At 70.5% G+C, this 26190-nt stretch carries 23 protein-coding genes, 1 pseudogene and 1 riboswitch; of the genes and pseudogenes, 5 read left to right on the plus strand and 19 right to left on the minus strand.

Going from position 1 to position 26190, the window contains the following annotated elements:
• Nucleotide 1: 1 nt before the first annotated feature.
• From cbiB to cobA, 6 genes and pseudogenes are all read right to left on the minus strand, one after another.
• Nucleotides 2-982: an adenosylcobinamide-phosphate synthase CbiB gene (gene cbiB, locus HW532_RS17745; RefSeq protein WP_213161742.1), complete on the minus strand. Its 981-nt coding sequence runs from the start codon at nt 980-982 to the stop codon at nt 2-4.
• Complete coding sequence (gene cobD, locus HW532_RS17750; RefSeq protein ID WP_246479284.1) at nt 979-2175, minus strand: threonine-phosphate decarboxylase CobD; 1197 nt, start codon at nt 2173-2175, stop codon at nt 979-981. Before cobD ends, cbiB begins: the two co-directional genes overlap by 4 nt.
• Entirely contained in the window at nt 2172-2744 is a 573-nt protein-coding gene (bluB, locus tag HW532_RS22210) for a 5,6-dimethylbenzimidazole synthase (protein ID WP_246479986.1), read from the minus strand. The genes cobD and bluB overlap by 4 nt, the downstream gene beginning before the upstream one ends.
• Before the next feature lie 87 nt (nt 2745-2831).
• Nucleotides 2832-4286, minus strand: a pseudogene (locus HW532_RS17755) (cobyric acid synthase); the annotation flags it as partial.
• Complete coding sequence (locus HW532_RS17760; protein ID WP_213161744.1) at nt 4283-5572, minus strand: cobyrinic acid a,c-diamide synthase CobB; 1290 nt, start codon at nt 5570-5572, stop codon at nt 4283-4285. The pseudogene HW532_RS17755 and the gene HW532_RS17760, both read right to left, overlap by 4 nt.
• 186 nt (nt 5573-5758) lie before the next feature.
• Nucleotides 5759-6559 carry a uroporphyrinogen-III C-methyltransferase gene (gene cobA / locus HW532_RS17765; protein ID WP_213161745.1) on the minus strand — a complete coding sequence of 267 codons (801 nt, stop codon included), beginning with the start codon at nt 6557-6559 and terminating at the stop codon, nt 5759-5761.
• Between the two features lie 35 nt (nt 6560-6594).
• On the opposite strand from cobA, the gene HW532_RS17770 reads away from it, so the two are divergent.
• Both HW532_RS17770 and HW532_RS17775 read left to right on the plus strand, forming a co-directional pair.
• Complete coding sequence (locus HW532_RS17770; RefSeq protein ID WP_213161746.1) at nt 6595-7689, plus strand: cobalt-precorrin-5B (C(1))-methyltransferase; 1095 nt, start codon at nt 6595-6597, stop codon at nt 7687-7689.
• Nucleotides 7679-8425 (plus strand): cobalt-precorrin-6A reductase, encoded by a 747-nt coding sequence (locus HW532_RS17775; protein WP_246479285.1) that lies wholly within the window; start codon nt 7679-7681, stop codon nt 8423-8425. The genes HW532_RS17770 and HW532_RS17775 overlap by 11 nt, the downstream gene beginning before the upstream one ends.
• Nucleotides 8426-8660: 235 nt before the next feature.
• Here HW532_RS17775 and cobM read toward each other — a convergent pair whose 3' ends face one another.
• The 13 genes from cobM to HW532_RS17840 form a co-directional block, all read right to left on the minus strand.
• Nucleotides 8661-9434, minus strand: a complete 774-nt coding sequence (gene cobM, locus HW532_RS17780) for a precorrin-4 C(11)-methyltransferase (protein WP_213161747.1) — start codon at nt 9432-9434, stop codon at nt 8661-8663.
• Nucleotides 9431-11254, minus strand: coding sequence for a precorrin-3B C(17)-methyltransferase (gene cobJ / locus HW532_RS17785; protein ID WP_213161748.1), 1824 nt, complete (start codon nt 11252-11254; stop codon nt 9431-9433). The genes cobM and cobJ overlap by 4 nt, the downstream gene beginning before the upstream one ends.
• Nucleotides 11248-11955: a precorrin-2 C(20)-methyltransferase gene (gene cobI, locus HW532_RS17790; RefSeq protein WP_213161749.1), complete on the minus strand. Its 708-nt coding sequence runs from the start codon at nt 11953-11955 to the stop codon at nt 11248-11250. Before cobI ends, cobJ begins: the two co-directional genes overlap by 7 nt.
• Before the next feature lie 5 nt (nt 11956-11960).
• A complete protein-coding gene (gene cbiE / locus HW532_RS17795) occupies nt 11961-13166 on the minus strand; it encodes a precorrin-6y C5,15-methyltransferase (decarboxylating) subunit CbiE (RefSeq protein ID WP_213161750.1) in 1206 nt (401 codons plus the stop codon).
• Nucleotides 13163-13789, minus strand: coding sequence for a precorrin-8X methylmutase (locus tag HW532_RS17800; RefSeq protein WP_213161751.1), 627 nt, complete (start codon nt 13787-13789; stop codon nt 13163-13165). Before HW532_RS17800 ends, cbiE begins: the two co-directional genes overlap by 4 nt.
• 55 nt (nt 13790-13844) lie before the next feature.
• Nucleotides 13845-14888, minus strand: coding sequence for a sirohydrochlorin chelatase (locus HW532_RS17805; protein WP_213161752.1), 1044 nt, complete (start codon nt 14886-14888; stop codon nt 13845-13847).
• The gene (locus HW532_RS17810) at nt 14885-15097 is read right to left on the minus strand and encodes a DUF6732 family protein (RefSeq protein ID WP_213161753.1); all 213 of its coding nucleotides are present in this window, start codon (nt 15095-15097) and stop codon (nt 14885-14887) included. The genes HW532_RS17805 and HW532_RS17810 overlap by 4 nt, the downstream gene beginning before the upstream one ends.
• A gap of 338 nt (nt 15098-15435) precedes the next feature.
• Nucleotides 15436-16068 (minus strand): cob(I)yrinic acid a,c-diamide adenosyltransferase, encoded by a 633-nt coding sequence (gene cobO, locus HW532_RS17815; RefSeq protein WP_246479286.1) that lies wholly within the window; start codon nt 16066-16068, stop codon nt 15436-15438.
• Complete coding sequence (gene cobN, locus HW532_RS17820) at nt 16065-19823, minus strand: cobaltochelatase subunit CobN (protein ID WP_213161754.1); 3759 nt, start codon at nt 19821-19823, stop codon at nt 16065-16067. The genes cobO and cobN overlap by 4 nt, the downstream gene beginning before the upstream one ends.
• Nucleotides 19824-19827: 4 nt before the next feature.
• Nucleotides 19828-20874 carry a cobalamin biosynthesis protein CobW gene (gene cobW, locus HW532_RS17825; protein ID WP_213161755.1) on the minus strand — a complete coding sequence of 349 codons (1047 nt, stop codon included), beginning with the start codon at nt 20872-20874 and terminating at the stop codon, nt 19828-19830.
• 6 nt (nt 20875-20880) lie between these two features.
• A complete protein-coding gene (locus HW532_RS17830) occupies nt 20881-21618 on the minus strand; it encodes a CbtA family protein (RefSeq protein WP_213161756.1) in 738 nt (245 codons plus the stop codon).
• 15 nt (nt 21619-21633) lie between these two features.
• Nucleotides 21634-21819, minus strand: coding sequence for a CbtB domain-containing protein (locus HW532_RS17835; RefSeq protein WP_213161757.1), 186 nt, complete (start codon nt 21817-21819; stop codon nt 21634-21636).
• A 49-nt stretch (nt 21820-21868) separates the two neighbouring features.
• Nucleotides 21869-22093, minus strand: a riboswitch (cobalamin riboswitch).
• Nucleotides 22094-22127: 34 nt separating this feature from the next.
• Entirely contained in the window at nt 22128-22745 is a 618-nt protein-coding gene (locus tag HW532_RS17840) for a LysM peptidoglycan-binding domain-containing protein (protein WP_213161758.1), read from the minus strand.
• Nucleotides 22746-23278: 533 nt separating this feature from the next.
• Here HW532_RS17840 and HW532_RS17845 point away from each other — a divergent pair.
• The 3 genes from HW532_RS17845 to metK all read left to right on the plus strand — a co-directional run bounded on the left by HW532_RS17845 (nt 23279) and on the right by metK (nt 26183).
• Complete coding sequence (locus tag HW532_RS17845; protein WP_213161759.1) at nt 23279-24055, plus strand: class I SAM-dependent methyltransferase; 777 nt, start codon at nt 23279-23281, stop codon at nt 24053-24055.
• Between the two features lie 3 nt (nt 24056-24058).
• Nucleotides 24059-24889 (plus strand): methyltransferase domain-containing protein, encoded by an 831-nt coding sequence (locus tag HW532_RS17850; RefSeq protein ID WP_213161760.1) that lies wholly within the window; start codon nt 24059-24061, stop codon nt 24887-24889.
• A gap of 112 nt (nt 24890-25001) precedes the next feature.
• Nucleotides 25002-26183, plus strand: coding sequence for a methionine adenosyltransferase (gene metK / locus HW532_RS17855; protein ID WP_213161761.1), 1182 nt, complete (start codon nt 25002-25004; stop codon nt 26181-26183).
• Nucleotides 26184-26190: the final 7 nt, after the last annotated feature.

The raw sequence follows: 26190 nt of genomic DNA on the forward strand, positions 1-26190 counted from the left end.
CCTACCAGGCGAGCGCCACGGCGAGCCCGAGCGCTGCGAGGCCGGCAAGGAGGGTCAGCATCCGGTTGTAGAGGGCGAGGGCGGACCGGATATCCTCCGCCGTGAGGACCGCCCGCCCGTCGCCCATCGTGGCAAGCGCGACCGTGCGGCCACCATAGGTGCGCGGGCCGCCGAGGCGGATGCCGAGGCTTGCGGCCATGGCGGCCTCCGGCCATCCGGCGTTGGGCGAGACATGGGCCGGCGCGTCGCGGCGCATGGCGGCAAGGGTCGCGCGCAGGCGCGACGGCGCGGCAAGCGCGAACAGGAGCCCCGTCAGCCGCGAGGCCGGCAGGTTGACCAGATCGTCGAGCCTTGCTGCCGCCCAGCCGAAGGCCTCGTGCCGGGGCGAGCGGTGGCCGATCATGCTGTCGGCGGTGTTGATGGCCTTATAGACGGCGATGCCCGGCAGCCCCGCGACGGCGAACCAGAAGGCCGGGGCGACCACGCCGTCGGCGGCGTTCTCCGCAAGGCTCTCGATGGCCGCGCAGGCCACGCCGCTCCCGTCCAGCGCCTGCGGGTCGCGCCCGACAATATGGCGGACGGCCTCCCGCCCGGCCCCCAGCGATGTCTCCAGCCCATCGGCCACCGCGCCGACCGCGCGTGCGAGCTCCTTCTGGGCGAGAAGGCTCGCCGCGATCAGCGCCTCCGCGATCCAGCCGCCGGGAAGGGCGCGCAGGGCAAGGCTCAGCGGCACCGTGACCGCGAGCACGAGAAGAATGAGGACCGCAAGCCCGATAACCCCGAGCAGGCGGCGGCCGGAGGCGGCAAGGGAGGGCCTGTTGAGCGCGCGGTCGAGCCCGCCGACCGCCGCACCCATCCACACGACCGGATGGCGGATGGCGCGGTAGAGAGCGTCCGGATAGCCCACGAGCCGCTCGCCGACGAGCGCCGCGAGCAGGATCGCGAGATTGGCCGCCGACAGGACCAGCGGCGCCCCGCTCATGGGGCGAAGCCCTCCAGCGCGCGCTGGAGGCGGGCGAACCCGTCCTCGTCTCCGGCAGGGGCGGTGCCTGTGGCTGCTTCGGCCCCCCTCACCCTCCCATCGCCTGCGCGATGGGCCCCACCCTCTCCCGCGAGGGGAGAGGGGTTGTCAGCAGAGCCCGTCCATTTCCCCTCTCCCCTCGCGGGAGAGGGTGGCGCCGAAGGCGCCGGGTGAGGGGGTGTGAGTTTGCCACGGGCGATAGTCCCGCCGTCTCCGGGGAGCCCGACGCGCAGCCAGCGCTCGTTGTAGGGGAAGCGGCGGGCATAGATCCGGTGGCGCAGCAGGTGCGCAAAGAGTGCCGGTGCGTGCGCGCTGTCGACGAGCCGGAAGAGCGTCGTGCCACCCGTCACGGCAAGGCCCGCCTGCGTCAGGAGCGCGTCGAGCCGGCGGGTGTCGCCCTCGAGCCGGGCGCGTGTCTCCTCCTGCCAGCCCTCGTCGCGCAAGGCCATGGAGGCGATGGCGATGGCCGGGCCGCCGACCGCCCAGGCGCCGAGCGCCTCCGAAAGCCGGCCGGCCAGGCCCGCGGGCGCGATGGCGAAGCCGAGCCTGAGCCCCGCGAGCCCGAAGAACTTGCCGAAGGACTTGAGCACGACCGTGTTCGTTCCGGCGCAGGAGGCAGCAGCACCGGCCTGCGGCACGACATCGCCGAACGCCTCGTCGACGACCAGCCAGCCGCCGGCCCGCATGCGGTCCTCGGCCTCGCGGGCGAGGGTGTCCGGCGCGATCAGCCGTCCGTCCGGGTTGTTGGGATTGACGAGCACGGCGATCCCGTCGCGCGGGGCATCGGCCAGCGCGGCGACGGTGTCGACCTCGTGGCCATGAGATGCCCAGGCCGGCGCATGCTCGCCATAGGTCGGGCCGACGACTGCGACGCGGGTCGGCGCGAACAGGGCGGGCAGGCGCTGGATCAGGCTTTGCGAGCCCGGCCCGGCGACGACGAGCGTCGGGTCCGGCGCGCCGTAATAGGCGGCGGCCGCCTCGAGGAGACCGTCGAGCGCCTCGCGGCCAGGCAGGCGCGTCCAGGCCTCCGCGGGAATGGCGGGCAGGGGGTAGGGTTGAGGATTGATGCCCGTGGAGAGGTCGAGCCAGTCTCCCTCGCCGCAGCCGGCGAGCCGCCGGGCATCGGCGAGGTCGCCGCCATGGATCACACTCATCGGCCCGGCTCCCCGCCTGCCGCCGTATGCTCGCGCCGCTCCCACCCCGCGCGTTCGAGTTCCGGCGTCTCGTGCTCCTCGCTGGGCCAGCCGATGCAGAGATAGGCGACGAGCGTCCAGTCGTCCGGCGCGCCGGCGGCGACACGCACCTCGTCCGGGTCGAGGATCGAGACCCAGCCGACGCCGAGCCCGCGGGCGCGCGCGGCGAGCCACAGCGTGTGGACGGCACAGACCGCCGAATAGCGCAACGTCTCCGCCATGGTCTGCCGGCCGAGCCCCTTGCCTTTCGCCGTCGTCTCGTCCGCGAAGACGGCGAACTGCACGGGCGCCTCGCGCAGGCCCTCCAGCTTGAGGCGGGCATAGAGCGCGGCCGTTTCGCCGTCATAGGCGCCAAGCGCCTCCGCATTGCAGCGCTCGAAGGAGGCGAGGATGCGCGCGCGCGCCTCCGGCGTCTCCATCGCCACGAACCGCCAGGGCTGGCTGAGGCCGACCGATGGCGCCTCGTCGGCGAGCGCCAGGAGATGGGCGACGAGGCTGTCGTCCACGGGGTCGGTCCGGAAGCGGCGCACGTCGCGGCGCCAGTGGATGAGCTGGTCGAGCCGGTCGCAGAAGGCCGCGTCGAAATGCGGCGCGGCGGGCCGTGCCGGCCCCTCGCCCTTCGCGACAGCGTGAAGGAGGTCGAGGTCGACATGGGCCTCCAGATGGTCGGCGAGCGCGTCGAGCGTGCGCTCCACCTCCGCACCATGGGAGAGATCGGAGAACGTTTTCGCGCCGAGCCCTGCGAGGAAGGCGCGCCGGAAGCCGTCGGAGGCGAACAGCCCGTGGAGATAGCTGCCCGCCACCCGGCCGTCGGCGGAGACCGCGCCGTCGGCATGGGGCTCGAGCATGGCGAAGGGGCGGTCGCGGTCCGGCCCCTCGGTGCGGCCGATATGCATCTCGTAGCCCGCAAGCGGCTCGCCGGTCGCGCAATGCCGTCCCGTAATGCTCACCAGCGCCTTGTCGGGCGTCAATGTGGTCTCGATATCGAGCAGGCCCAGCCCGGCGACGCTTTCCGCCGGCCCCTCTATGCCGTCCGGGTCGTGGATCGCGCGGCCGAGCATCTGGTAGCCGCCGCACAGGCCGAGCACATGCCCGCCGCGGCGGATATGGGCCTTCAGGTCGATGTCCCAGCCCTCCGCGCGCAGGGCCTTCAGGTCGCCGACGGTCGATTTGGAGCCCGGCAGTAGCACGAGATCGGCATCCGCCGGCAGGGGCTCGCCCGGCTGCACCATGACGAGGGTGACGTCGGGCTCGAGCTTCAGGGGGTCCAGATCGTCGAAATTGGCGATGCGCGGAAGGCGCGGCACCGCGATTGTGATCGCGCCCGTTCCCAGCCTTCCTGCAGTCTCCAGCGCGACCGCGTCCTCCGCCGGCAGCCGGGCGGCGTCGGGGAAATGGGGCACGATGCCCGCGCAGGGCCGTCCCGTGCGCTCTTCGAGATAGGAGACGCCGTCGGCGAAGAGCGACGGGTCGCCATGGAACTTGTTGACGAGGAAGGCGGCGATGCGCTCCGAGTCCGCCGGCGGCAGGATGTCGAAGGTGCCGACCAGGCTCGCGATCACCCCGCCGCGATGGATGTCGGCGACGAGCAGCACCGGCAGGTCCGCCGCCTCGGCAAACCCCATATTGGCAATGTCGTTGGCCCGCAGATTGATCTCCGCCGGGCTGCCCGCACCCTCCACCAGAACCAGGTCGGCCTGGCGCTTGAGCCGGTCGAAGCTCTCCAGAACGGCGGGCATGAGCTCCGCGCGAAGGGTCTGGTAGTCCCGCGCCGTGCTGGTCGCGACGCGCTGCCCCCGCACCACGACCTGCGCGCCGATGGCGGTCTCCGGCTTCAGGAGCACGGGGTTCATGTCGATGGAGGCGGGCACGCCGCAGGCGAGCGCCTGCAGCGCCTGGGCGCGGCCGATCTCGCCGCCCTCGACCGTCACCGCGGCATTGTTCGACATGTTCTGCGGCTTGAACGGGCGCACGGCGAGGCCGCGCCTGGCAAAGGCGCGTGCGAGCCCCGCGACGATCAGCGACTTGCCGACGTCGGAGCCCGTGCCCTGGATCATCAGCGCGGCCGTCATGGGGCCTCCTCCGCATCGATCACATGGGCATAGGAGCCCATGACGCGGCCCCGCCGCAAGCCCATGGGCTCAAGGGCGCGCCCCGCGACGTCGGTCGCCTCGAACAGCGGCTCGCCGTCTCCTTGGCCGGCGAGGGTGGAGAAATGGAACTCGTGGCCCCTGAGCGCGGCGGGCCATGGCAGGGCGCCGCTATGGACGAGCCGGCGATAGCCGAGATGCATGCGCCGCTCCGCAAAGCTCGTGACCACGGGCAGGAGGCCCGCCATGGCGTGGCGCGTGCCGTCGGCGTCGATCAGCGCCTCGCCCAGCGCCATGTAGCCGCCGCACTCGCCATAGACCAGCGCGCCGCGCGCCGCCGCCTGCCTGAGGCCGCCGAGGAAGGCGGCATTGGCGGCGAGCCGGCCCGCGTGAAGCTCCGGATAGCCGCCGGGCAGCACCACGGCGTCGGCTGCCTTGTCCGGCCCCTCATCGGCAAGAGGGGAGAAGGGCACGACATCCGCGCCCGCCGCGCGCCAGCCGTGGAGAAGATGCGGATAGGCGAAGGCGAAGGCCTCGTCGCGCGCAAGGGCGATGCGCTGTCCGGGCGGCGGCAGGTCAGGAGTGGCCTTGCTGGCGCTCTCGAGCGGCCGGGCGAGGGCGGCGAGCGCATCGAGATCGACGGAGCGGGCGGCAAGGGCGCCGGCGCGCGCCATCAGCGTCTCGATCTCCGGGTGCTCGCCGGCCTGCACCAGACCCAGATGGCGCGACGGCATGGCGATGTCCGGCGCATAGGGCAGCGCGCCGAGGACGGGAAGTCCGGAGGGCCCGAGCGCGGCGCGGATGAGATCGGCATGGCGCGCGCTGCCGACACGGTTGAGGATCACGCCTGCCACCGTGCAGTCCTCGCGGAAGCCCGCGAAACCCTGGACGAGGGCCGCCGCCGACTGCGCCTGAGCCTTGGCGTCGACCACCAGAACGACCGGCAGGCCGAGCCGGGAGGCGAGGTCGGCTGTCGATCCGGCCCCGGTCTCCGCGCCATCGAACAGCCCCATCACGCCCTCCACGAGGAGGAGGTCCGCATCCTGCCGGGCGAGCCTGGCGAGGAGACCGGGGCGCATCGCCCAGGGATCGAGATTGACGGACGGGCGCCCGCAGGCCGCCTCGTGGAAGCGCGGGTCGATATAGTCCGGCCCCGCCTTGGCGCCGGCGACGTCATGGCCGGCCCGCGATAGCGCGCGCAGGAGCCCCAGCGTGACGAGCGTCTTGCCGGCGCCCGACGAGGGGGCGGCGATGACGAGGCCGTTCATGGCGCGGTGCCTTCGAGCGATGCCCACCCCCTCACCCGGCGCCTGTCGGCGCCACCCTCTTCCGCGGGGGGAGAGGGTTGGCACGGGGCGACCTCGATCGTTCCCTCTCCCCTCGCGGGAGAGGGAGGGGCCCATTGCGCAAGCAATGGGAGGGTGAGGGGGTGTGAGCGGACAATGTCGCGCATCTCAGCCAATCCCGTTCTCCCTCAGGCCCGCCACATACCAGTCGAGCGTCTCGCGGAAGGAGACGACCTGTCCGATGACGACGATGGCCGGCGTCGGAAGGTCCCCGCCGCGGCCGGCCACGACATCGCCGAGCGTCGTCTCGAACACGGTCTGGTCGGGCAGCGAGGCGTTGGAGACGACGGCGACCGGGTCGTCCGGCGCACGCCCGCCCTCCACCAGCCGCGTCGCGATGGCGCGGAGGTTCTTCACTGCCATGTAGATGACGATGACCGGCGAGGCTGTCGCCACGGCCCGCCAGTCGACACCGGCCGGAACGGCGCCCGTCGTGTCGTGGCCGGTGAGGAACATGACGGACTGGTTGGTGTCGCGATGGGTCGCGGGGATGCCGGCATAGGCGAGCCCGCCGACGCCGGCGGAAATACCCGGCACGATGCGGAAGGCGATGCCGGCCCTGGCAAGGGTCTGGCATTCCTCGCCGCCGCGCCCGAAGATGAAGGGGTCGCCGCCCTTGAGCCTCAGGACCCGCTTGCCCGCGCGGGCGAGTTCCACGAGTCTCAGCGAGATGTCGCGCTGCTGGTGGGATGGTTTGCCGCCGCGCTTGCCGGCATATTCGACCAGGGCGTCGGCGCGCGCCCAGCGGAGGATTGCCTTGTTGACGAGCGCGTCGTAGACGATGGCGTCGGCCGTCGTGACGGCATGGTGGCCGATGAGCGTCATGAGCCCCGGCGCGCCGGGGCCGGCGCCGACGAGCCATACCGTGCCGGGCTCGAAATCGGGAAAGTCGTGGGGCTCCGGCGTCATCGGGCGCTCCCGGACGGGCTGCGGCGGGAAGGACCATGGGCGAGACGAGCGACACACACGCGACCGCGCTCAGGCGGGGCTGGACGACCGGCGCCTGCGCCACCGCCGCGACGCGCGCGGCCTATGAGGCGCTGCTCACCGGCGCCTTTCCCGACCCCGTGGAGATCGTGCTGCCGCGCGGCGAGCGGCCCGCCTTCGCCCTGGCGCTGGAGGAGCTCGGGGAGGATGTCGCGCGCGCCGGCATCGTGAAGGATGCGGGCGACGATCCGGATGTGACCCACGGCGCGCTCATCGTCTCCCGGGTGACGCGTCTCGCGCCGGGCGCGGGCGTCGTGTTCCGGGCGGGCGAGGGGGTGGGCGAGGTGACGCGCGCCGGCCTTCCCGTGCCGCCGGGCGAGCCCGCCATCAATCCCGTGCCGCGCCGCATGATGGCCGAGACCGTCGCCGAGACCGCGCGCCGCCATGGCGGGACAGGCGACGTGGAGGTCGAGATTTCCGTGCCCGGCGGCGAGGCGCTGGCGCAAAGGACGCTCAATCCGCGCCTCGGCATTCTGGGCGGCATCTCGATTCTCGGCACGACCGGCATCGTCAGGCCGTTCTCCTGCTCCGCCTGGATCCACGGCATCCGCGAGGGCATCGACGTGGCCCGCGCGGCGGGCCTTGCCCATGTCGCCGGCGCGACGGGGTCCACCTCGGAGGCCGCCGTCAGGGCGCTCTACGGCCTGCCCGACCATGCCCTTATCGACATGGGCGACTTCGTCGGCGGCATGCTGAAGCATCTGCGCGCCCATCCCGTCGAACGCGTCACGATTGCCGGCGGCTTCGGCAAGCTCGCCAAGCTCGGCCAGGGCATGCTGGACCTTCATTCCGGCCGCTCTCAGGTCGATTTCGATTGGCTTGCCGCCCGGGCCGCCGAGCGCGGCGGCAGCGACGGCCTCAAGGCCCGCATCCGCGGCGCCAACACGGCGGCGGAGGCCCTGGCGCTTGCCGGCGCGGAGGGCGTCGACCTGGCGGCCGCCGTCGCCGAGGCCGCGCGCGCGACCGCGCTCGCCACGCTGCGCGGCGCGCCGGTCGGCATCGAGGTGCTGGTCTTCGACCGCAAGGGGGAGCTGATCGCCCGTGCCGGATAGACCGACCATCCTCATCCTTGGCGGCACCGGCGAGGCGAGGGCGCTGGCCTCCAACCTCGCCGGCGACGCGCGATACCGCATTGTCTCCTCGCTTGCCGGGCGCACGGCGGCCCCGCTCCTGCCGGACGGCGCGGTGCGCCGGGGCGGCTTCGGGGGCACTGAGGGGCTTGCCGCATATCTGCGCGACGAGGGGGTCGCGCTGGTCGTCGATGCGACCCATCCCTTCGCAGCGCGCATGTCGGAGAACGCCGCGGCGGCCTGCTCCGAACTCGGCCTGCCGCTCGCGAGGCTCGAACGTCCGGCCTGGCGGGCCGGGCCGGGCGACGACTGGCGCATGGTCGCCGATGCCCGCGAGGCGGCCCGCGCCATACCGGCGGGCGCACGGGCGCTGCTGACGGTCGGCGGCGGCGAGATCGCGCCGTTCCTCGAGCGAGGCGACGCCACCTTCGTGGCGCGGATGATCGAACCGCCGGCGATCCCGGTCCCCGCCCATTGCGAGATCCTGCTCGCCCGCCCGCCCTTCACGGTTTCGGGCGAGATGGCGCTCATGCGCGAGCGCGCCATCGACATGCTGGTGACGAAGAATTCCGGCGGCGCGGCGACGGCCGCGAAGCTCGAGGCCGCCCGCGGGCTGCGACTGCCCGTCCTCATGATCGCACGGCCGCAGAAGTCGCCCGCACCGTCCGCGGCGACGATCGCGGAGATGCTGGCGCTCATCGACCGCACGCTGGGGTAGCGCCCCGCTTTCGCGGGGATGACGAGGGGAGAGCCGGTGCGGGGACATGGATGCGCCATGCTCGCCCCCTCACCCTCCCATCGCTCATGCGATGGGCCCCTCCCTCTCCCGCGAGGGGAGAGGGGAAACGGGGGGAGCCCGTCAGAAGACCCCTCTCCCCTCGCGGGAGAGGGTGGCGCCGATGGCGCCGGGTGAGGGGGTGTGCGCCCGCGATATGAGGGGGACCGGCCCATGCTCACCCCCTCGCTGCCGTCTTCCGGTTGCGCAATATGTGCTCGTGTGCCTCGTCATAGAGGGCGGAATCGCGGAAATCCTCGGGCGCGAGCGCAGGGCCGACGAGGACCAGCGCGGTGCGGGTGATCTTGGCCGCGCGCACCTTGCCGGCAATGTCCGACAGCGTGCCGCGGATCACCTGTTCGTCGGGCCAACTCGCGCGATAGACGACGGCGACCGGGCAGTCCGCGCCGTAATGGGGAGAGAGCGCGCGCTCCACCTCGCGCAAATTGCGGATGGAGAGATGGATGGCGAGCGTCGCACGCGAGCGCGCCAGCGTGTCGAGCGTCTCGCCGGGCGGCATGGCGGAAGCCTTCATGGTCGTGCGCGTGAGGATCACGGTCTGCGCGATCTCCGGCACGGTGAGCTCCGCCTTGAGCGTCGCGGCGGCGGCGGCGAAGGCCGGCACGCCGGGCGTGATGTCGTAGGGAATGGCGAGCGCGTCGAGCCGCCGGATCTGCTCCGCGATGGCCCCGTAGAGCGAGGGGTCGCCGGAATGGACGCGCGCGACATCGAGCCCCGCCTCGTGGGCGCGCTCGATCTCCGCGACGATCTCGTCGAGCGTCATGGGCGCGGTGTCGACGACGCGGGCGCCCTGCGGAGCGGCCTCCACCACCTCGCGCGGGACGAGGGAGCCCGCATAGAGGCAGACGGGGCACCGCTCGATGAGCCTCAGGCCCCGCACCGTGATGAGGTCCGGCGCGCCGGGGCCGGCGCCGATGAAGTGGACGGTCATGATGGCCCTTTCTTCCGGTGGTAGCCGCGCGGCGTGTAGACCCATTGCGAGCCGTCGCTGAGGGCCAGCGCGCGGGTAGTCGAGGCGCCGACGACGACGAGGGTCAGCATGTCGACGACCTCCGGATCGAAGCCGGCGAGCGTCGTCACGGTCACCGTCTCCGCCGGCCGGCCGAGATTCGCCGCCACGATGACGGGCGTGTCGTCGGGCCGGTGGCGGGCGAGGATGCGCATGGCGCGGGCAAGCTGATCGGTCCGCCTCTGCGAGCGCGGATTGTAGAAGCAGGTGACGAAGTCGCCGCGCGCGGCCGCCTCGACACGTCGCTCGATGACCTCCCAAGGCGTCAGGAGATCCGACAGGGAGATGGCGCAGAAATCGTGGCCGAGCGGCGCGCCGGCCTTGGCGGCGGCGGCCTGGAGGGCGGAGATGCCGGGGGAGACGACGATCTCCGCGCGCCGTGCGGCCTCGGAAACCGCGCGCGGGCCCGCCGCCCCGTCGACCAGTTCGAAGACCAGCGCCGCCATGGCGTAGATGCCGGCATCGCCCGACGAGACGAGCGCCACGTCGCGGCCCTCGCCGGCGAGCTCCAGCGCATGGCGCACGCGCGCCTCCTCCTCGCCGAGCTTGAAGCGGTGCTGTCTCTTGCCCGCCGAGAGCGGCTCGAGCAGATTGAGATAGAGGCCGTAGCCCACCCAGTCTGTCGCTTCCAGAAGCAGGGTGTCGGCTTCCGGGCTGCGCCAGCCTTGCGCGCCGGGGCCGATGCCGATGACCGACAGCCGCCCGCGCGCCCGCCCGATGGCGGCCGGATCGGCGATGGGGTGAGGCGCCCGGGCAACGGCGCATGTGGCGTTGGCCGAACGGGTCTTCTCCACGGCGAGCCGGGCCTCGGGGCCCGCCGCGGCGAGGCTTGCGCCCTCCGCGACGCCCGGACAGCCGACCTCGGCGCGCACCGTCTCCGACGGGTTGGCGAGCCGTGCCTCCTCGCCGGCGAGCGTTTCCGCGGAGAAGAACCGGGCCGGGACGCCCAGATGGCGGGCCAGCGCATGGACGGCGGCCTCGTCGGCCTTCACGTCGATGGAGGCGACCAGCGCGACCGATTGCGGCGCGAGGCCGTGCGCCTTAAGCGTGTCCTCGGCAAGGGCGATGAGCTCCTTCGGCTCGCAATTGCGAACGCAGCCGACGCCGAGCACGAGTGTTGCGGGGTGGTAGACGAGCCGTGTCTCTCCGCCCGCAACGGCCTCGTCGGTGACGGTGAGCGTCACCGCGCCACCGTCCTCGGCAAGCGGCAGGGTGGAGGCGCGAAGCCATGGCGCCTCGCCCTCGATGCGGGCGGTCCCGCCGGCAAGCAGCGCCGCCACGGCGGCCTTCGCATGGTCGGGATTGGCGAGCGTCCAGCCGGGCGGCGGGTCGTCGAGCGCGACCCCGAAATGGATATCGCTCGCCGTCGTCACCGCGGCCACGCCGCCCAGTGCCTCGGCGAGCGTGCGCGCCATTTCGTTGGCGCCGTGATGGCCGCCGAGCAGGGGCACGATGGTCGCCCCGTCCTCCGAAACCGCCAATATGGGTGGTTCACTGTGCTTGTCCTGTGCAATGCCGCCGAGCGTGCGCACGAGAATGGCCGCCGCGCATACGCCGATAATGGGACGCCCGGCGGCGAACAGCGCGCGCAGATGGGCGCCCGTATCGGTAAAGGCCACGTCGGCCTGCGAGGCGGCGGTCCCGCGCCCGTGTACCTCGGCAGACCCCATCGCCTCCGCGATCCGCCGCGCGGTCGCCGCACCGGACGGGGTGAGCGTGACGATGGCCGGCACCGCTACCATGCCTCGCCTCCGCGATAGACGAGGATGGTGGAGAAATAGGGGCGTTCGCCCTCGGGCATGTCGGTCAGTGCGGTGATCTTCTCGTCCTCCGTGGTGGCTGCCTCGACGATCATGGCGCAGCCGGCGAGCCCGGTGGCGTCGAGCGCCGAGCGCACCTTGTCGAAATGCCGGCCGACCTTGACGATGGCGGCGGCGTCCGTCGCATCGAGGGCTGCGCGCAGGCGCTCCTCGGGCAGCGTGGCGGGAATGACGGTCAGCACGTCGTTGCGCGCGGCGAGCGGGCGGCCGAGCGCCGCCGCGCAGGCGGTGAGCGAGGTGACGCCCGGCACGGCCTCGCAACGGTGCGCCGCCGACAGTCGCTCGAACAGATACATGAAGCTGCCATAGAGGAACGGGTCGCCCTCGCACAGGAAGACGACGTCGCGCCCATCCGCAAGGTGCCCGGCGATGGTGCGTGCGGCCTCGTCATAGGCGGTGCGGGCGGGCGCGCGCTCGGTGCACATGGGCACGGCGATGGCGAGCTCCTCCGTGCCGGGAACGATGGCGCCCGCGGCGATGCGGCGGGCAAGGCTCGCCCCGTCCCCGGCGGCCGGATAGGCGACAAGCCCCGCCTGCCCGATGAGGCGGTGTGCCCGGAGCGTCAGGAGCTCCGGATCGCCGGGGCCGACGCCGAGGCCATAGAAGGTTCCCTGATCCGCCATCGCTCTCAAGCCTTCATCGCGCGCCACTGGAGCACGCTCATGCGCGGGCGCAGCGCCCGCTTCGCGCCGACCGGCGCCATATGGGCGATGTCGAGGCGCACGAGCTCGCCGCCGAAGCGGGCCTGCCGGTCGATCAGCGCGGCCTCCGCCTCCAGCGTCACCGTATTGGCCACGAGTCGGCCCCCGGGGCGAAGGGCCTCCCAGGCGGTTATGAACACTTCTTCGTCGGCCACCGCGCCGCCGAGGAACACCGCGTCGGGGGTTTGCGCGCCCTTCAGCGTGCCCGGCACGGCGCCGGCGGCAGTCTCGAGGGCGGGGACGCCGAGCCCCGCGGCATTGCGGGCGATCATGGCGAGGCGGCCTTCGTCGCGCTCGAAGGCGATGGCGCGTGCGGTGCGCTCCGCGCGCAGCCATTCGATGGCGACCGAGCCGCACCCCGCCCCGATGTCCCACAGGAGCGCGCGAGGTGTCGGCCCGAGCGCGGCAAGCGTCACCGCGCGCACCTCGCGCTTGGTGAGCTGGCCATCGTGCTCGAAGGCCTCGTCGGGCAGGCCGGGGACGAGAGGCAAGAGCGTCGCGCCCGGCTCGGCCACGCAATCGATGGCGAGCGTGTTGAAGTCCGCGAACCGGCCGTCCGCGGCCTCGGCCGCCGTCATGTGCACGACGCGTTCGGTCTCGCCGCCCATATGCTCCAGAACGGCGACCGGGCTCGGCCCGTAGCCGCGTGCGACAAGCAGCCTTGCCGCCTCGCGTACGGTTTCCGCGCCGCTGGTGAGCGCGACGAGGCGCGCGCCGGGCCTGAGGAACGCTGCGAGCCGGTCGAGCGCGCGGCCGTGGAGCGACAGGCACTCCGTCTCCGCCAGCGGCCAGCCGAGGCGCGCCGCGGCGAGGCTGAAGGCGGAGGGTGCGGGGATGATCGCCATCTCCTCGAAGGGGAGGTGGCGCGCCATGGTGGCGCCGATGCCGAAATGCATCGGGTCGCCGGTCGCCAGCACGACGACGCGGCGCCCGCGCCAGCCCTTGATCGTCTCGATCATGCCGGTGAGCGGGCTTTGCCAGTGGTGGATCTCCGCACCGGGGAGATCGGCGCCGGCGAGCACCCGTTCGGGGCCCAGTACGATGTCCGCCCGCTCGACGAGCGTGCGCGAGGCGGGCGGGAGGCCGGCAAGCCCGTCGTCGCCGATGCCGACAATGGTGAGCCACGGCGTCATGGGGCGGCCTGCGGGCTGAGGGCGTTCACCGCCGCGCCGGCCATGGCGCTGCCGCCGCGCCGGCCGAGAAGCGTGAGATAGGGCACGCCGCGCGGGGCTTGCGACAGCTCCGCCTTCGATTCCGCCGCGCCGACGAAGCCCACCGGAAAGGCGAGGATGGCGGCGGGTTTCGGCGCGCCCGCATCGAGCGCCTCCAGAAGGGCGAAGAGCGCCGTCGGCGCATTGCCGATCGCGACGACCGCGCCCTCCAGATGGGGCAGCCAGAGCGAGACCGCGGCCGCCGAGCGCGTTGTGGCGTGCGCACGGGCGAGCCCCGGCGTGCGCTCGTCGTTCAGCGTGCAGCGCACCCGCGTTCCTTGCCGCAGCCGGCTGGCGATGATGGCGGCCTCGACCATGCGGCAGTCGGCGAGGATCGGCGCGCCGCTCGCGAGCGCCTTCCGCGTGGCGGCGGCCACCGACGGGTCGAAGCGCAGATCGGCCACGATATCCGGCATGCCGCAGGCATGGACGAGCCGCACCGCCACCGCCTCGAGGTCCTCCGGCAGGGCGGCGAGATCCGCCTCCCGCCTGACCGTTGCGAAGGAGCGCTCATAGATCGCCGCGGGATCGCGCAGATAGTCCATCGAGTTCGATCCTCGTCTCTCCAGTCTCTGACGCCATGTCCGCGCCCGACAGGCGTCAACCCGATCCCAGCGTCTTCGGCCCCAGCGGATGGTCGGCATGGGGGTAGGGATGATGGTGATGACCGTGATCGTGGCCATGGCCGTGATGGTGGTCATGTCCGTGATCGTGGTGGTGGTGATGATGACCGTCGCCGTGGCCATGATCGTGGCTGTGCGCCTCGCCCGTGCCGGCGCCCTCCACATGGTGGTGGTGGCTCTCCTGCGGCAGGCCGACCTCCGCCTCGAAGCCGAGGATCTGCGTGCGGTACTTGCACAGCGCGCAGTTCATGGCCGTCTCGCCCTCGAGAATCTGCTCCACGCGCTCCTGCAGCGTGTCGAGCACCAGCGGGTGGTCGTTGAGATAGGGCGCCTTGACGAACTCGATGTCGGGGAACTTCGCGGCGGCCTCGTCGGTCTGGTCGTAGATCCGCTTCACCAGGATGCCGGTGAACAGGAAATACGGGAAGACGACGATGCGCTTGAAGCCGAGCCGCGCGGCATGCTCCAGCGCGGGACGGACCAGCGGGAAGGTGACGCCCGAATAGGCCGTCTCGCCCCAGCCGAAGCCGAAACCTTCCCACAGCATGCGCATGACCTTGGCGACATTGGAGTTGGCGTCCGGGTCCGACGCGCCGCGCCCGACGACGACGAGCAGCGTCTCTTCCACCGGCACGGATGGCCCCGCCGCGTCGAGCGCTTGCCTGATGCGCTCGCCGGCGGCGCGGATCATCTTCGCGTCGATCCCGGCCTCCTTGGCGTAGTCGATGCGGAAGCCGTCGTGGTTCGCCGCATAGGTGTTGAGCACCGACGGGATGTCGTTCTTGGCGTGGCCGGCGGCGAACAGCATGCCCGGCACGGCGAGCACGCGGTTGACGCCCTGCTCGCGCAGTTTGTCGAGGCCGGTGCGGATGATCGGCGTGGCGAACTCCAGATAGCCGTATTCGACCGGATAGTCGGGCATGCGCGCGCGCAAGGCTTCCGCCGCGCGGCGGAACTCGTCCACCGCGTTCTCGTCGCGGCTGCCGTGACCGCAGACCATGATGCCGAGTTGCTCGCTCATGTCTCCGCTCCGTCCATGGCGCGGCGCTCGGCGCGCTTGCGCAATGCGCGGCGCAGGACGAGACCGGCGCTGATGGCGGCGACGCCGAGGAAGATGGCGAGCGCGATATAGTGGCTGTGGCCGTGGCCCTCGTCGGCGAGATGGCCCGGATGGGCGAGCGCGGCCGTGGTCGCGGAGAGGGTGAAAAGGGCGGCAAGCATCGTCTTCATGGCAACCTCCTTGGGCGATCGAATGAGTGCAACGTCAGGAGGTCGCCGGCTTGAGAGCATGGCTCTCGCGCCAGAGATATCCCGCAGCTCCGGACTTGGTCCCGCCTTTGGTCGACCGCACCGGAATCGCTTTCAGTTCCTCCAGGAACGCTGCGTGTTTGGGGTTTAACGTGTGTCGGTGGCTCCTTGGAACGTTGTTGTCCGTCGTGAAGCGACATGCGCAGGGCTAGCCGTCCATCCCGTCATTCCCGCGAAAGCGGGAATCCATATGCGACCTCTGCGATGGATCCCCGCTTTCGCGGGAATGACGGGTATAGTGGCCAAGGTTGTCGCGTACTCTAGAACTCCACCCCCACCTGTGCCTTCACGCCGGCGCGGAAGGGGTGCTTGATCTGGGTCATGTCGGTGACGAGGTCGGCGATCTCGACGAGCTCGTCCTTGGCGTTGCGCCCCGTCACGATGACATGGGTGTCGTCGGGCTTGGCCTTGAGCGTCTCGACCACCTCTTCGAGCGGCAGATAGCCGTAGCGCAGCACGATGTTGAGCTCGTCGAGCAGGATCATCCGGTAGGAGGGATCTGCGATCATCTCCTTGGCCGCGTCCCAGGCGGCCCGCGCGCTGGCGATGTCGCGCGCGCGGTCCTGGGTGTCCCAGGTGAAGCCGTCGCCCATGACCTTGACCGTCACCTGGTCGGGGAACTTGTCGAGCACCACGCGCTCGCCGGTGTCCCACGCGCCCTTGACGAACTGCACGATGCCGACCTTGAAGCCGTGACCGAGCGCGCGGAAGATCAGGCCGAAGGCGGCCGTCGACTTGCCCTTGCCCTTGCCGGTATGGACGATCAGAAGGCCCTTCTCGATGGTCTTGGTGGCGAGGATCTTCTCGCGCGCGGCCTTCTTGCGGCGCATCTTCTCCGCATGGCGCTCGTTGAGCTCCTCCTCGCTCATGGTCGCGGTGATCTTGTCGGTCATTCCACCGTCTCCCCTTTGTTTGCCGGGCCCCGCGCCGCCCTCAGCACATCTTGCGCAGAATTCGACCGCGGTTGCCAGAGCCCGCGCTGGATGGCCTCCTCGAACCGCGCCGCGATCTCCGCGAGCGCGTCCGGATTATGCGCCTCGATGAAGTCGCGCACCGCCTCGTCGGCGAGATAGGCCTCGTAGGCAAGTTCGAAATGATGCGGCTTCACCGCCCCGGTCGTTGCGGCGAAGGCGAACATGTAGTCGACCGTCGCGGCGATCTCGAAGGCGCCCTTGTAGCCATGGCGCATGACGCCGGCGATCCATTTCGGATTGACGACGCGGGAGCGCACCACCCGGCCGATCTCCTCCTCCAGGGTGCGCACGACGGGGCGTTCGGGCCGGGAATGATCGTTGTGATAGACGGCGGGGCGGGCGCCGGAGACCTGCTCCACCGCCGCCGTCATGCCGCCCTCGAACTGGTAGTAGTCGTCGGAATCGAGCAGGTCGTGCTCGCGATTGTCCTGATTGTGGACCACGGCCTCGACCTGCCCCAGCCGCCGCGTGAAGTCCTCGTGGCGCGCCTCGCCGGCGCTCCCCGACCCGTAGGCGTAGCCGCCCCAGCCGATGAAGCTCTCCGCCAGATCGCCGCGCTCGTCCCATAGTCGCTCGTCGATCAGCGCCTGAAGGCCCGCCCCGTAGGCGCCCGGTTTCGAACCGAAGACGCGGAAGCCCGCGCGGCGCTCGGCCTCCTGGCGCTCCACGCCGGAGGCCTCCAGCGTGTCCTGCTCGCGGGCCATGCGCGCGGCGATGGGATTGTCGGCCTCGTCCTCCTCGAGCCGGGCAATGGCGCGCACGGCGCTGTCGAACAGGTCGATCTGCGCCGGGAAGGCGTCGCGGAAGAAGCCGGAGATGCGCAAGGTCACGTCGACGCGCGGCCGGCCGAGCTTCGCGAGCGGAACGATCTCGAAGCCCGTGACCCGCCAGCTCCGCGTGTCCCATTTGGGCTTGGCGCCGATCAGGGCCAGCGCCTGGGCGATGTCGTCGCCGCCGGTGCGCATGTTGGAGGTGCCCCAGGCGGTCAGCGCCATGGCGCGCGGCCAGCGCCCGTGATCCTGGAGATGGCGCTCCACCAGCCGGTCGGCGGAGGCCTGCCCCAGCGTCCAGGCGGCCGGCGTGGGGAGCGTGCGATTGTCGATGGAGTAGAAGTTGCGTCCCGTGGGCAGAACGTCGAGCCGCCCGCGCGTCGGCGCGCCGGAGGGGCCGGGCTCCACGAAGCGGCCGGAGAGCGCGCGCAGGCTGTTGACGATCTCCTTGTGGGCGCCGAGGCGAAGCGCCGGACGCACCGCCGCCGCGATACCGTCGAGCACGGCGCGGGTCGCCTCCCACGCCGGATCGCAAGCCATCTCGCCGGAGACGAGGGCGGCGGCGAGGATCTCCAGCCGCTCCACCGTGTCGCCGGCCGTGCGCCACGGGCCCGGATCGATGCCGGCAAGCGCCTCCGGCGTCGCGCCCGTCCAGCGCGCCGCCATGGCGCAGTCGAGCGGGTCGAAACCGGCAAGCCCCAGATCGGCGGCGAGCGCGCGCACCAGCGAGCGGTCCGCGCCCTCGTCCTCGCCGCGCGGCACGCGGGTGAGCGCGACCAGCAGGTCCGTCTCCAGCCGCCCCTCCGGCGCCTGCCCGAGAATGTGGAGACCGTCGCGGATCTGTGCTTCCTTCAGCTCGCAGATATAGGCGTCGAGCGCCTGCAACGCGGCAAGCTCGTCCGCCGTCTCCGCGATGCCCGCATCCTTGTCGAGGCCGCTTTCGCGGGTGAGCGCGAGGATCTCGCGGGCGAGGAAGTCGCGCCGCTTCGGATCGAGGCCGGAGGCGAGATAGTATTCGTCGATCAGCGCCTCCAGATCCCTCATCGGGCCGTAGCTCTCCGCGCGGGTGAGCGGCGGTGTGAGGTGATCGACGATGACGGCGCCGGTGCGGCGCTTGGCCTGGGTGCCCTCGCCGGGATCGTTGACGATGAAGGGATAGATGTTGGGGAGGGGCCCGAGGGTGGCTTCCGGGTAGCATTCCTGCGTCAGGGCCAGCGCCTTGCCTGGCAGCCATTCGAGATTGCCGTGCTTGCCATTGTGCAGGACGGCCTGCGCGCCGAAGACCTCGCGCAGCCAGACATGGAAGGCGAGATAGCCGTGCGGCGGCACGAGCGCCGGGTCGTGATAGGTCTCCGCCGGGTCGATATTGTAGCCGCGGGCCGGCTGGATCGCGACGGCGACATTGCCGATGAGCCGGACGGGCAGGCGGAAGGCGTCGCCGGACACGAAGGGGTCGTCCTCCGGCGCGCCCCAGCGGGCGGTCACCTCCTCGCGGACCTTGGCGGGAAGCTGGGCGAAATGGGCGCGGTAGGTGTCGAGCGGGAGGGAGGGGCCCGTCGCCGCAAGGCGATGGGAGGGTGAGGGGGCATTGGTCTGCCCCTCGATGAGCCAGGCCATGAGCGCGGTGCCGTCGGCGGGGATCTCGCCCACCTCGTAGCCGTCCGCCTTCAGCGCGCGAAGCAGCGCCACCGTGCTCTCCGGCGTGTCGTAGCCGACGCCGTTGCCGATGCGGCCATCCTTGTTGGGGTAGTTGGCCAGCACGATCCCGATCCGGCGCTCCGCCTCCGGCGTCTCGCGCAATCGCGCCCAGTTGGCGGCGAGCCTTGCGGTGAAGGCGATGCGGTCGGGCTCGGGCGCATAGGTCACGATATGGCACTGCGTGCCCTCGTGGCGTTCCGCGCTCGACTTGAAGGAGACCGCGCGGGCGAGCACGCGCCCGTCGAGCTCGGGCAGCACCACGTTCATGGCGAGGTCGCGGGCGCTGAGGCCCTGGACGTTCTCGCGCCAGCCCTCCCGGCTCGAACCGGAGAAGACCACCTGCAGCACCGGGCAGTCGAGCGCGGCGAACGGGTCGCGCGCGCCCGACGTGGAGGCGATGGCGAAGCCCGTGGCGTTGAGCACGACAGAGGGCCGGGCGGCGGCGAAGGCGTCCGCGAGGACGTCGTGGGCGGCCTCCTCCTTGAGGCTCGACACGAAGACGGGGAGCGCGGCCATGCCTTCCCTCGCGAGCGCCTCGACCAGCGCGTCGACGGGCGCGGTGTTCCCGCCCTCGATCAGCGCGCGATAGAAGGCGATGGCGGCGACCGGCGCGTCCGCCTTGCGATGCGCGGTAACGGTATCGAGCGTCACCGCGCCTTCGCCCGGCCAGTAGACGCCGGCGCGCGCCAGCGGCGCCGGGGCGGCGGGGGCTTCGGCGCGGCCCAGCCTGTGCGCGCAGAACCGCAGGGCATTGGCGATGTTCTCCGGGCCACCCTCGACCAGATAGCGCCTGAGCGTCTCCGCGTCCTCCACAGCCATGGTGGAGCGTGCCGTGAGCGCCTCGTCGGGCTGCGCGTCGCCGGGCAGCACGGCGAGCATGATGCCGCGCTCGCGCGCCACCGCCTCCACCTGTTCCAGGCCGTAGGGCCAGTAGGCCGCGCCGCCGAGCAGCCTCAGCACCACGAGCCGGGCATGGGCGAGCGTGCGCTCGATATAGAGGTCGACCGAATAATTGTGGCCAAGCTGCATGAGATTGGCGACGCGCAGGGAGGGCGCGTCGCCGCCAAGCCCGTCATGGGCGCGCGCCAGCGCGGCGAGCTCGGAATCGGCGGCGGACAGGACGACGATCTCGGCGGGGGCTTGCGCGAGGTCTATGGCCTCGGTCCCGTCGTCGATCGTCCCCGTCTGTGCCGCCAGGATATGCATGGGCTCAGCCTTGGAGCGTCCGGGCGATTCCGTCCGCGTCGAGGTGGCCGGTCTCGCCGATCACCACCAGCGACGAGCGGCGCGTCTCGCCCGGCTTCCACGGCCGGTCGAAATAGGCGTTGACGCGCGGGCCGACGGCCTGGACGACGAGCCGGGCGTCGGCGCCGGCCACGGCGGCAAAGCCCTTCAGCCGGAGGATCGGGTGGTCGCTCACGGCCCGCGCCACGCGGTCGAGTAGGGCCTCGCGGTCCGTCTCCGCGTCGATCTCGACCACGAAGGTCGCGAAATCGTCGTGGTCGTGATCCTCGTGGCCCTCCATCTCGTGGTGCGACTTGCGCGCCGCCATGTCCGCCTCGACCGCCGCGCCGAGCCCGATGAGGACGGAGGCCGGCACCGCGCCCTGGCGCGAGCGCACGAGTGTGACGCCGTCGCGCACACGCGCCTTGAGGCCGGCCTCGATGCTCTCCAGCGCCGCGTCCGCGACGAGGTCGGCCTTGTTGACGAGCACGATGTCGGCGCAGTTGAGCTGGTCCTCGAACAGCTCCTCAAGCGGGCTTTCGTGGTCGAGCGCCTCGTCCTCGGCGCGCTGCGCCTCCACGGCGGCCTCGTCGAAGGCCAGATGGCCGTCGGCCAGCGCCGCCCCGTCGACCACCGCGACGATTCCGTCGACGGTGACGCGCGAGCGGATCTCCGGCCAGTTGAAGGCGTGCACGAGCGGCTGGGGCAGTGCCAGACCCGAGGTCTCGATCACGATGTGGTCGGGGGGCGTCTCGCGCTCCAGGAGCGCGGTCATGGTGGGGACGAAGTCGTCGGCCACCGTGCAGCAGATACAGCCGTTGGCGAGCTCGATGAGGTCGTCCTCGCCGCACAGCGCGTCGCCGCAGCCCTTCAGCACCTCGCCATCGACGCCCACCGAGCCGAACTCGTTGACGATGAGTGCGATGCGCCGGCCACCGGCATTTTCAAGCAGGTTGCGGATGACCGTCGTCTTGCCGGCGCCGAGGAAGCCGGTGACGACGGTGGCGGGGATCTTTGCTTGTCCGATCGCCATGGGGGTCTAAGCCTCCGCTGTCTTTGTCATCTCCGACATCTGGCGCGCGACGGCCCAGCCGAGAAGCCCGCCGAGCACGATCCAGAAGAGCGCGGAGGCGGCGAGCGAGTTGGCTGCGAAGCTGGCCGCAAGGCCCGCCGGCACGTCGGAGGCGTGGCTTTCGGGATGCGGCGCCCCGACAATGTGCGGCAGGGCGATGAGGACCGCGCCGAGCGCCTTGACCGCGACGGGTCTGGCAAGCGCGATGCAGGCGATGCCGCCGGCGGTCGCGGCCACGGTCGCCCACCACCAGACCTGCCGGGCGAAGAGGTCGGCGGCCGGCATGCCCGGCAGCTCGGGCGCGAGCCCCGCAGCGGGCGCGAGCTGGAAGACGAGGAAGCCCAGTCCTCCCCAGACAAGGCCGGTCGCGGCGGTCACGGGGCGGCCGGAGGCCATCATACCGGCCAGAAGAATCAGCGAATAGGCGGCTCCGGTGAGAATGTTGGCGAGCGCGGTATAGGCGGTGCGCTCGATGCCGTCGGCGGGCGCCCAGGCCTCGTGGCCCTCCTCGTCATGGCCGGCATGGGCGAGAATCAGCCGCCCGCCGCCGGGCAGCGTCCAGCCGGCATGGTCGGGTACGGCGCCCGTCTCGTAGGTCTCCGCTTCGAGGATCAGCGGTGTCACCCGCCACATCTGAACGACAGTCAGCAACAATCCGGCCGCAACGCCAGCCAGAATTGCCGCGAGCAGGGCGCGGCCCATCATGATGCGTCCGACGCGTCAGTGGCAGGGAAAGCCGACCGCGTGGCGCGTGTCGTGTGCCGCGTTGTGAAGCACGCTCGCCCCGGCGAAGCCGACCCCGCCGAGAAGGACGAGACCGAGTGCCAGAGCCGCCGCGGCGACCTTGATTCTCTCCTGGACGCCCAGGGAGACCGACGGTGAAACAGACTGTGACTGTGTGAGCATGACACCCTCCGTGCTGGCTCGCTTTACGATTCCGCTTGGGGCCTCATGCCTCGTCAAGCGCCGGGCGGCAGGTCTCCTGGCTCACGGGTCTCAGAGCGTCGCGCGCCTTCCCGGACGGTCCCGTCCAGTGGCTCTTGTCGCGCGAGCCTCGCCGTTCACAGTTGCGGGGGCAGCCCCGGCTTCGGTCCCTGATGGGTACGCCTCACCGGATTCCCTTTTGCATCCCCTCCTGCCGGTCACGCAGAATGAGGGAACCGCCTGACGATTTTGATGGCACAGGGGCGCATGCCCGTCAAGGCGGCGTGGACCTAGGTGGCCGAGATGCCGAGCTGGTCCCTGGCCTTGTCGAGCTGCTCGTCGACCCGGTCGTTAGCGGCCTGCGAGCCCCAGTCGTGCTGTGCCAGAACCTCGGCCACAGCCGCGCGCTGATCCTCGGGCAGGCTTTCCAGATACTCGACGATTGCACCGAGCACATGCTCGTCATTGGCCTCCGGCGAGCCTTCGGCGAAGGGGCCGTGGAGGCTCAACTGGCCGTTGATCGATTGCACGGCTTCGTCGAAATTGGAGGGCGTATCGGACGATGATGCCGTGACGAGGTCTCCGCCCTTCACGAACACGATCTCTCCGGGATGGATCAGGTCCGGATCCGCGAACTGCTGGTTATACCCATAGCTCAGCTCGGAGGGATCCACGCCGGCGCGCTCGGCGATCGACCAGAGGCTGTCGCCCGGCTGCACGACGACATAGGCGGTCTCCTCCTCCGCCGGCGGCTGCTCGCTGCCGCCATCGGCGTTCTGCGAGGCCTGCTGGCGCGCCTCGTCGATGGCATCGCTGAAATCGGCCGCGCTCTGTGCGTCCTGGTCGGATGCCATGGTCGGATCCGTGTAGCGTCCATCGCGGTCGATGGTGACGAGATCTCCGGACATGATGTTTCCCCCTTCGGCTTGGGTGCGAGGCGGCGGCCGGGCTTGAGCGTCCTTCGGCGCGGCATGCCGGCCTCTTGAGCCCGGAAACCGTCGCGCATCCAACGATCAGTGTAAAGATCAACAATCGTATGACGGGGCCGGTGCAAGCGATCGGACGGCGGGTACGCCCCTGAGGAAAAATCCCGGTCAGGGGTTGAAATTGGGGGGGTAAAGATTGTAGTAGGTTATTTGCGACATTTCGTGTCGCAAAAGCGACATAGCCAAGCAATAACATATCCGCACCTCGTCGAGGTGCGGCGTCGCTGCAAGAAACAGGGGACCGACAGAATGATGATCCGGGAACCAAGTCTCGGAGATGGGATTCTATTGCCCGATTTCAATTTTAACTAACGGGCTATCGACGTGGGCTCATCTGTACGGACGGCACGGAAAAGCCGGACGGGAGCCCCGTTTTTTATGGCGCTCGCCCGGTTTCACCCCAGACGCCGCTCGGCGGAGTGCCAATCGCCAAAGAGGAAAAGGAGAACTGATCCATGCAAGACGATCTCTACAGGCGCGAGTACACGAAGGAATTCGTCTCGCGCTGGGATGATCTGATCGGCTGGGAAGGTCGCCGGGAGGGCGAGAACGGCTTCTTCGAGCAGTTGCTGGAGGAGAACAACTGCCGCAGCGTCGCCGATGTCGCCGCCGGCACGGGCTATCACGCGATCACGCTGGCGGAGGCGGGCTTCGATGCCGTCGCCGCGGACGGGTCCGCGAACATGATCGAGCAGACAAAGGCCAATGCGGAGCGCCTCGGCGTGAAGCTCGCCGGCGCCAAGATGTGCGAGTGGCAGAATCTCGACAAGACCTTCGGCGCGGAAGCCTTCGACGCCATGGTCTGTCTCGGCAACGCCTTCACCCACCTGTTCGACCACGATGAGCGCGTCGACGCGCTCAAGGCGATGTACCGGGCCCTGAAGCCCGGCGGCGTCCTGGTGATCGACCAGCGCAATTACGACGCCATGCTCGAGGAAGGCTATTCGAGCAAGCACAAGCACTACTACACCGGCGACGGCGTGGAGGCGCGCCCCGTCGAACTCAGCGAGGACAAGGTCCGCTTCGAGTATTCCTACCCGGACGGCGCCAAGCACTATCTCACGATGTTCCCGCTGCGGCGCGAATATCTGAGCGGTCTCATGCGCGAGGTCGGCTTCCGGCCGGTCATCTGCTACGGCGATTTCGAGGAGAACTTCGACGCCGACGACGTGGACTTCTTCCAGCAGGTCGCCTTCAAGCCCAAGGCCGCGAACGGCAATGGGAGGCACTGACCGATGACTTCCGACGTTCAGTCGATTGTCCGCGAGACCAAGGAATATTACGACGGTGCCGCGGACCACATCTATCGCGACATCTGGGGCGAGAACATCCATCTCGGCATCTTCGAGACGCCGGGCCAGGACCTGCCGTCCGCCATGGTGCGCTCCAACGAGCGTGTGGCGGATCGGCTCTCGCTCGGGGCCCGCGACAGGGTGCTCGATGTGGGCTGCGGCTACGGCGCCTTCGCCCGCTTCCTGGCGGAGCGCTTCGGCTGCCAGGTGCTCGCCACCAACATCTCCGACCGCGAGCTCGCCTGGGGGCGCAAGCTCACCGAGGATGCCGGTCTAGACGACCGGGTGTCGTTCGAGTGGGCGGACTTCCACGACCTCCAGTTTGATGATGCGAGCTTCGACTGCTATTCCTCTCAGGAGGCTTTCCTGCACGCCTGCGACAAGACGCAGGTCCTGAAGGAGGCCTTCCGCGTGCTCAAGCCCGGCGGAACGCTCGTCTTCACCGATCTCCTGGTGCGCGAGGGGACGCCGGAGGCCGACCGCGAGAGGATCTACGAGCGGGTGAAGTCGCCGGATATGTGGGACACCAAGGACTACAAGGCCGCGCTGAAGAAGGCCGGCTTCGCGCTTGCCGACCACGCCGACTGGTCGACCAATGTCGCGCCCACCTATGGCTGGGTGCGCGACCAGCTCGAGACGCGCCGCGGCGAGTTCGAGCGCCGCATCGGCAAGTCGACGGTGGACCGCACGTCCAATGCGCTCAAATTCTGGGTCGACGGCGGAAACCAGGGCAAGATCGGCTGGGAGTTCTTTCTGGCGGTCAAGCCCCAATAGACGCTAGCATGCGGCCGCCCGCGGCTTTCCATGCGGGCGGCCGTTCCCTCTGCCGGTTCCCCGGAACCGGCCTTCAAGACTGACTTTCAAGATTGACAAGGGACTTCTACTCATGCCGAGAGAATATATCTTCTCCTCCGAATCGGTCGGAGCCGGCCATCCCGACAAGATGGCCGACAACATCTCCGACGCCATTCTGGACGCGATCTTCACGCAGGATCCCAAGGCGCGGGTGGCCTGCGAGACGCTGCTCAACACCGGCCTGTGCGTGATCTCCGGCGAGATCACGACGAGCGCCAATGTCGATTACACCAAGGTCGCGCGCGAGACGATCCTCGATATCGGCTACGACAGCTCCGAGCTCGGCTATGACGGCAATAGCTGCGCCGTGCTCGTCGCCATCGACGAGCAGAGCCGCGACATCGCCCAGGGCGTCGACGAGGGCGACGGGCTGCATCTCGACCAGGGCGCCGGCGACCAGGGCCTCATGTTCGGCTTCGCCTGCCGGGAGACCGACGAGCTGATGCCCATGCCGATCCAGCTTTCCCACAGGCTGACCGCCAAGCAGGACGAGCTGCGCCGCTCCGGCAAGCTCCCCTGGCTGCGCCCCGACGTGAAGTCGCAGGTCTCCGTCGCCTATGAGGACAATGCGCCCAAGCGCGTGGAGACGGTGGTGCTGTCGACCCAGCACGACCCCGATGTCGACTACAAGGACATCGAGGAGGCCGTCGTCGAGGAGATCATCAAGCCGACCATCCCGGCGGAGATGCTGTCGGACAAGACGCGCTATCTCGTCAATCCGACGGGGCGCTTCGTGATCGGCGGGCCGGTCGGCGACTGCGGTCTCACCGGCCGCAAGATCATCGTCGACACCTATGGCGGCATGGGCCGTCACGGCGGCGGCGCGTTCTCCGGCAAGGACCCGTCGAAGGTCGACCGCTCGGCGGCCTATGCCGCGCGCTACGTGGCCAAGAACGTGGTCGCCGCGGGGCTTGCCGACATCGCCGAGGTGCAGATCGCCTATGCCATCGGCGTGGCCGAGCCGGTGTCGATCCACATCAACACCTTCGGCACGGGCCGCCTGCCGGAATCGCGCATCGAGGAGCTGATCCGGACGCATTTCGACCTGCGCCCGAAGGCGATCATTCGCGATCTCGATCTCCTGCGGCCGATCTTCCGGCCGACCGCCACCAACGGCCATTTCGGCCGCACCGGCGACGGCTTCACCTGGGAGAAGACCGACCGGGCCGAGGCGCTCGCCGCCGACGCCGGCAAGCTCCAGGCGGCGGAGTAACGCCAAA

Origin of the sequence: Kaustia mangrovi (assembly GCF_015482775.1) — a bacterium.
Classification (GTDB): Bacteria; Pseudomonadota; Alphaproteobacteria; order Rhizobiales; family Im1; genus Kaustia; species Kaustia mangrovi.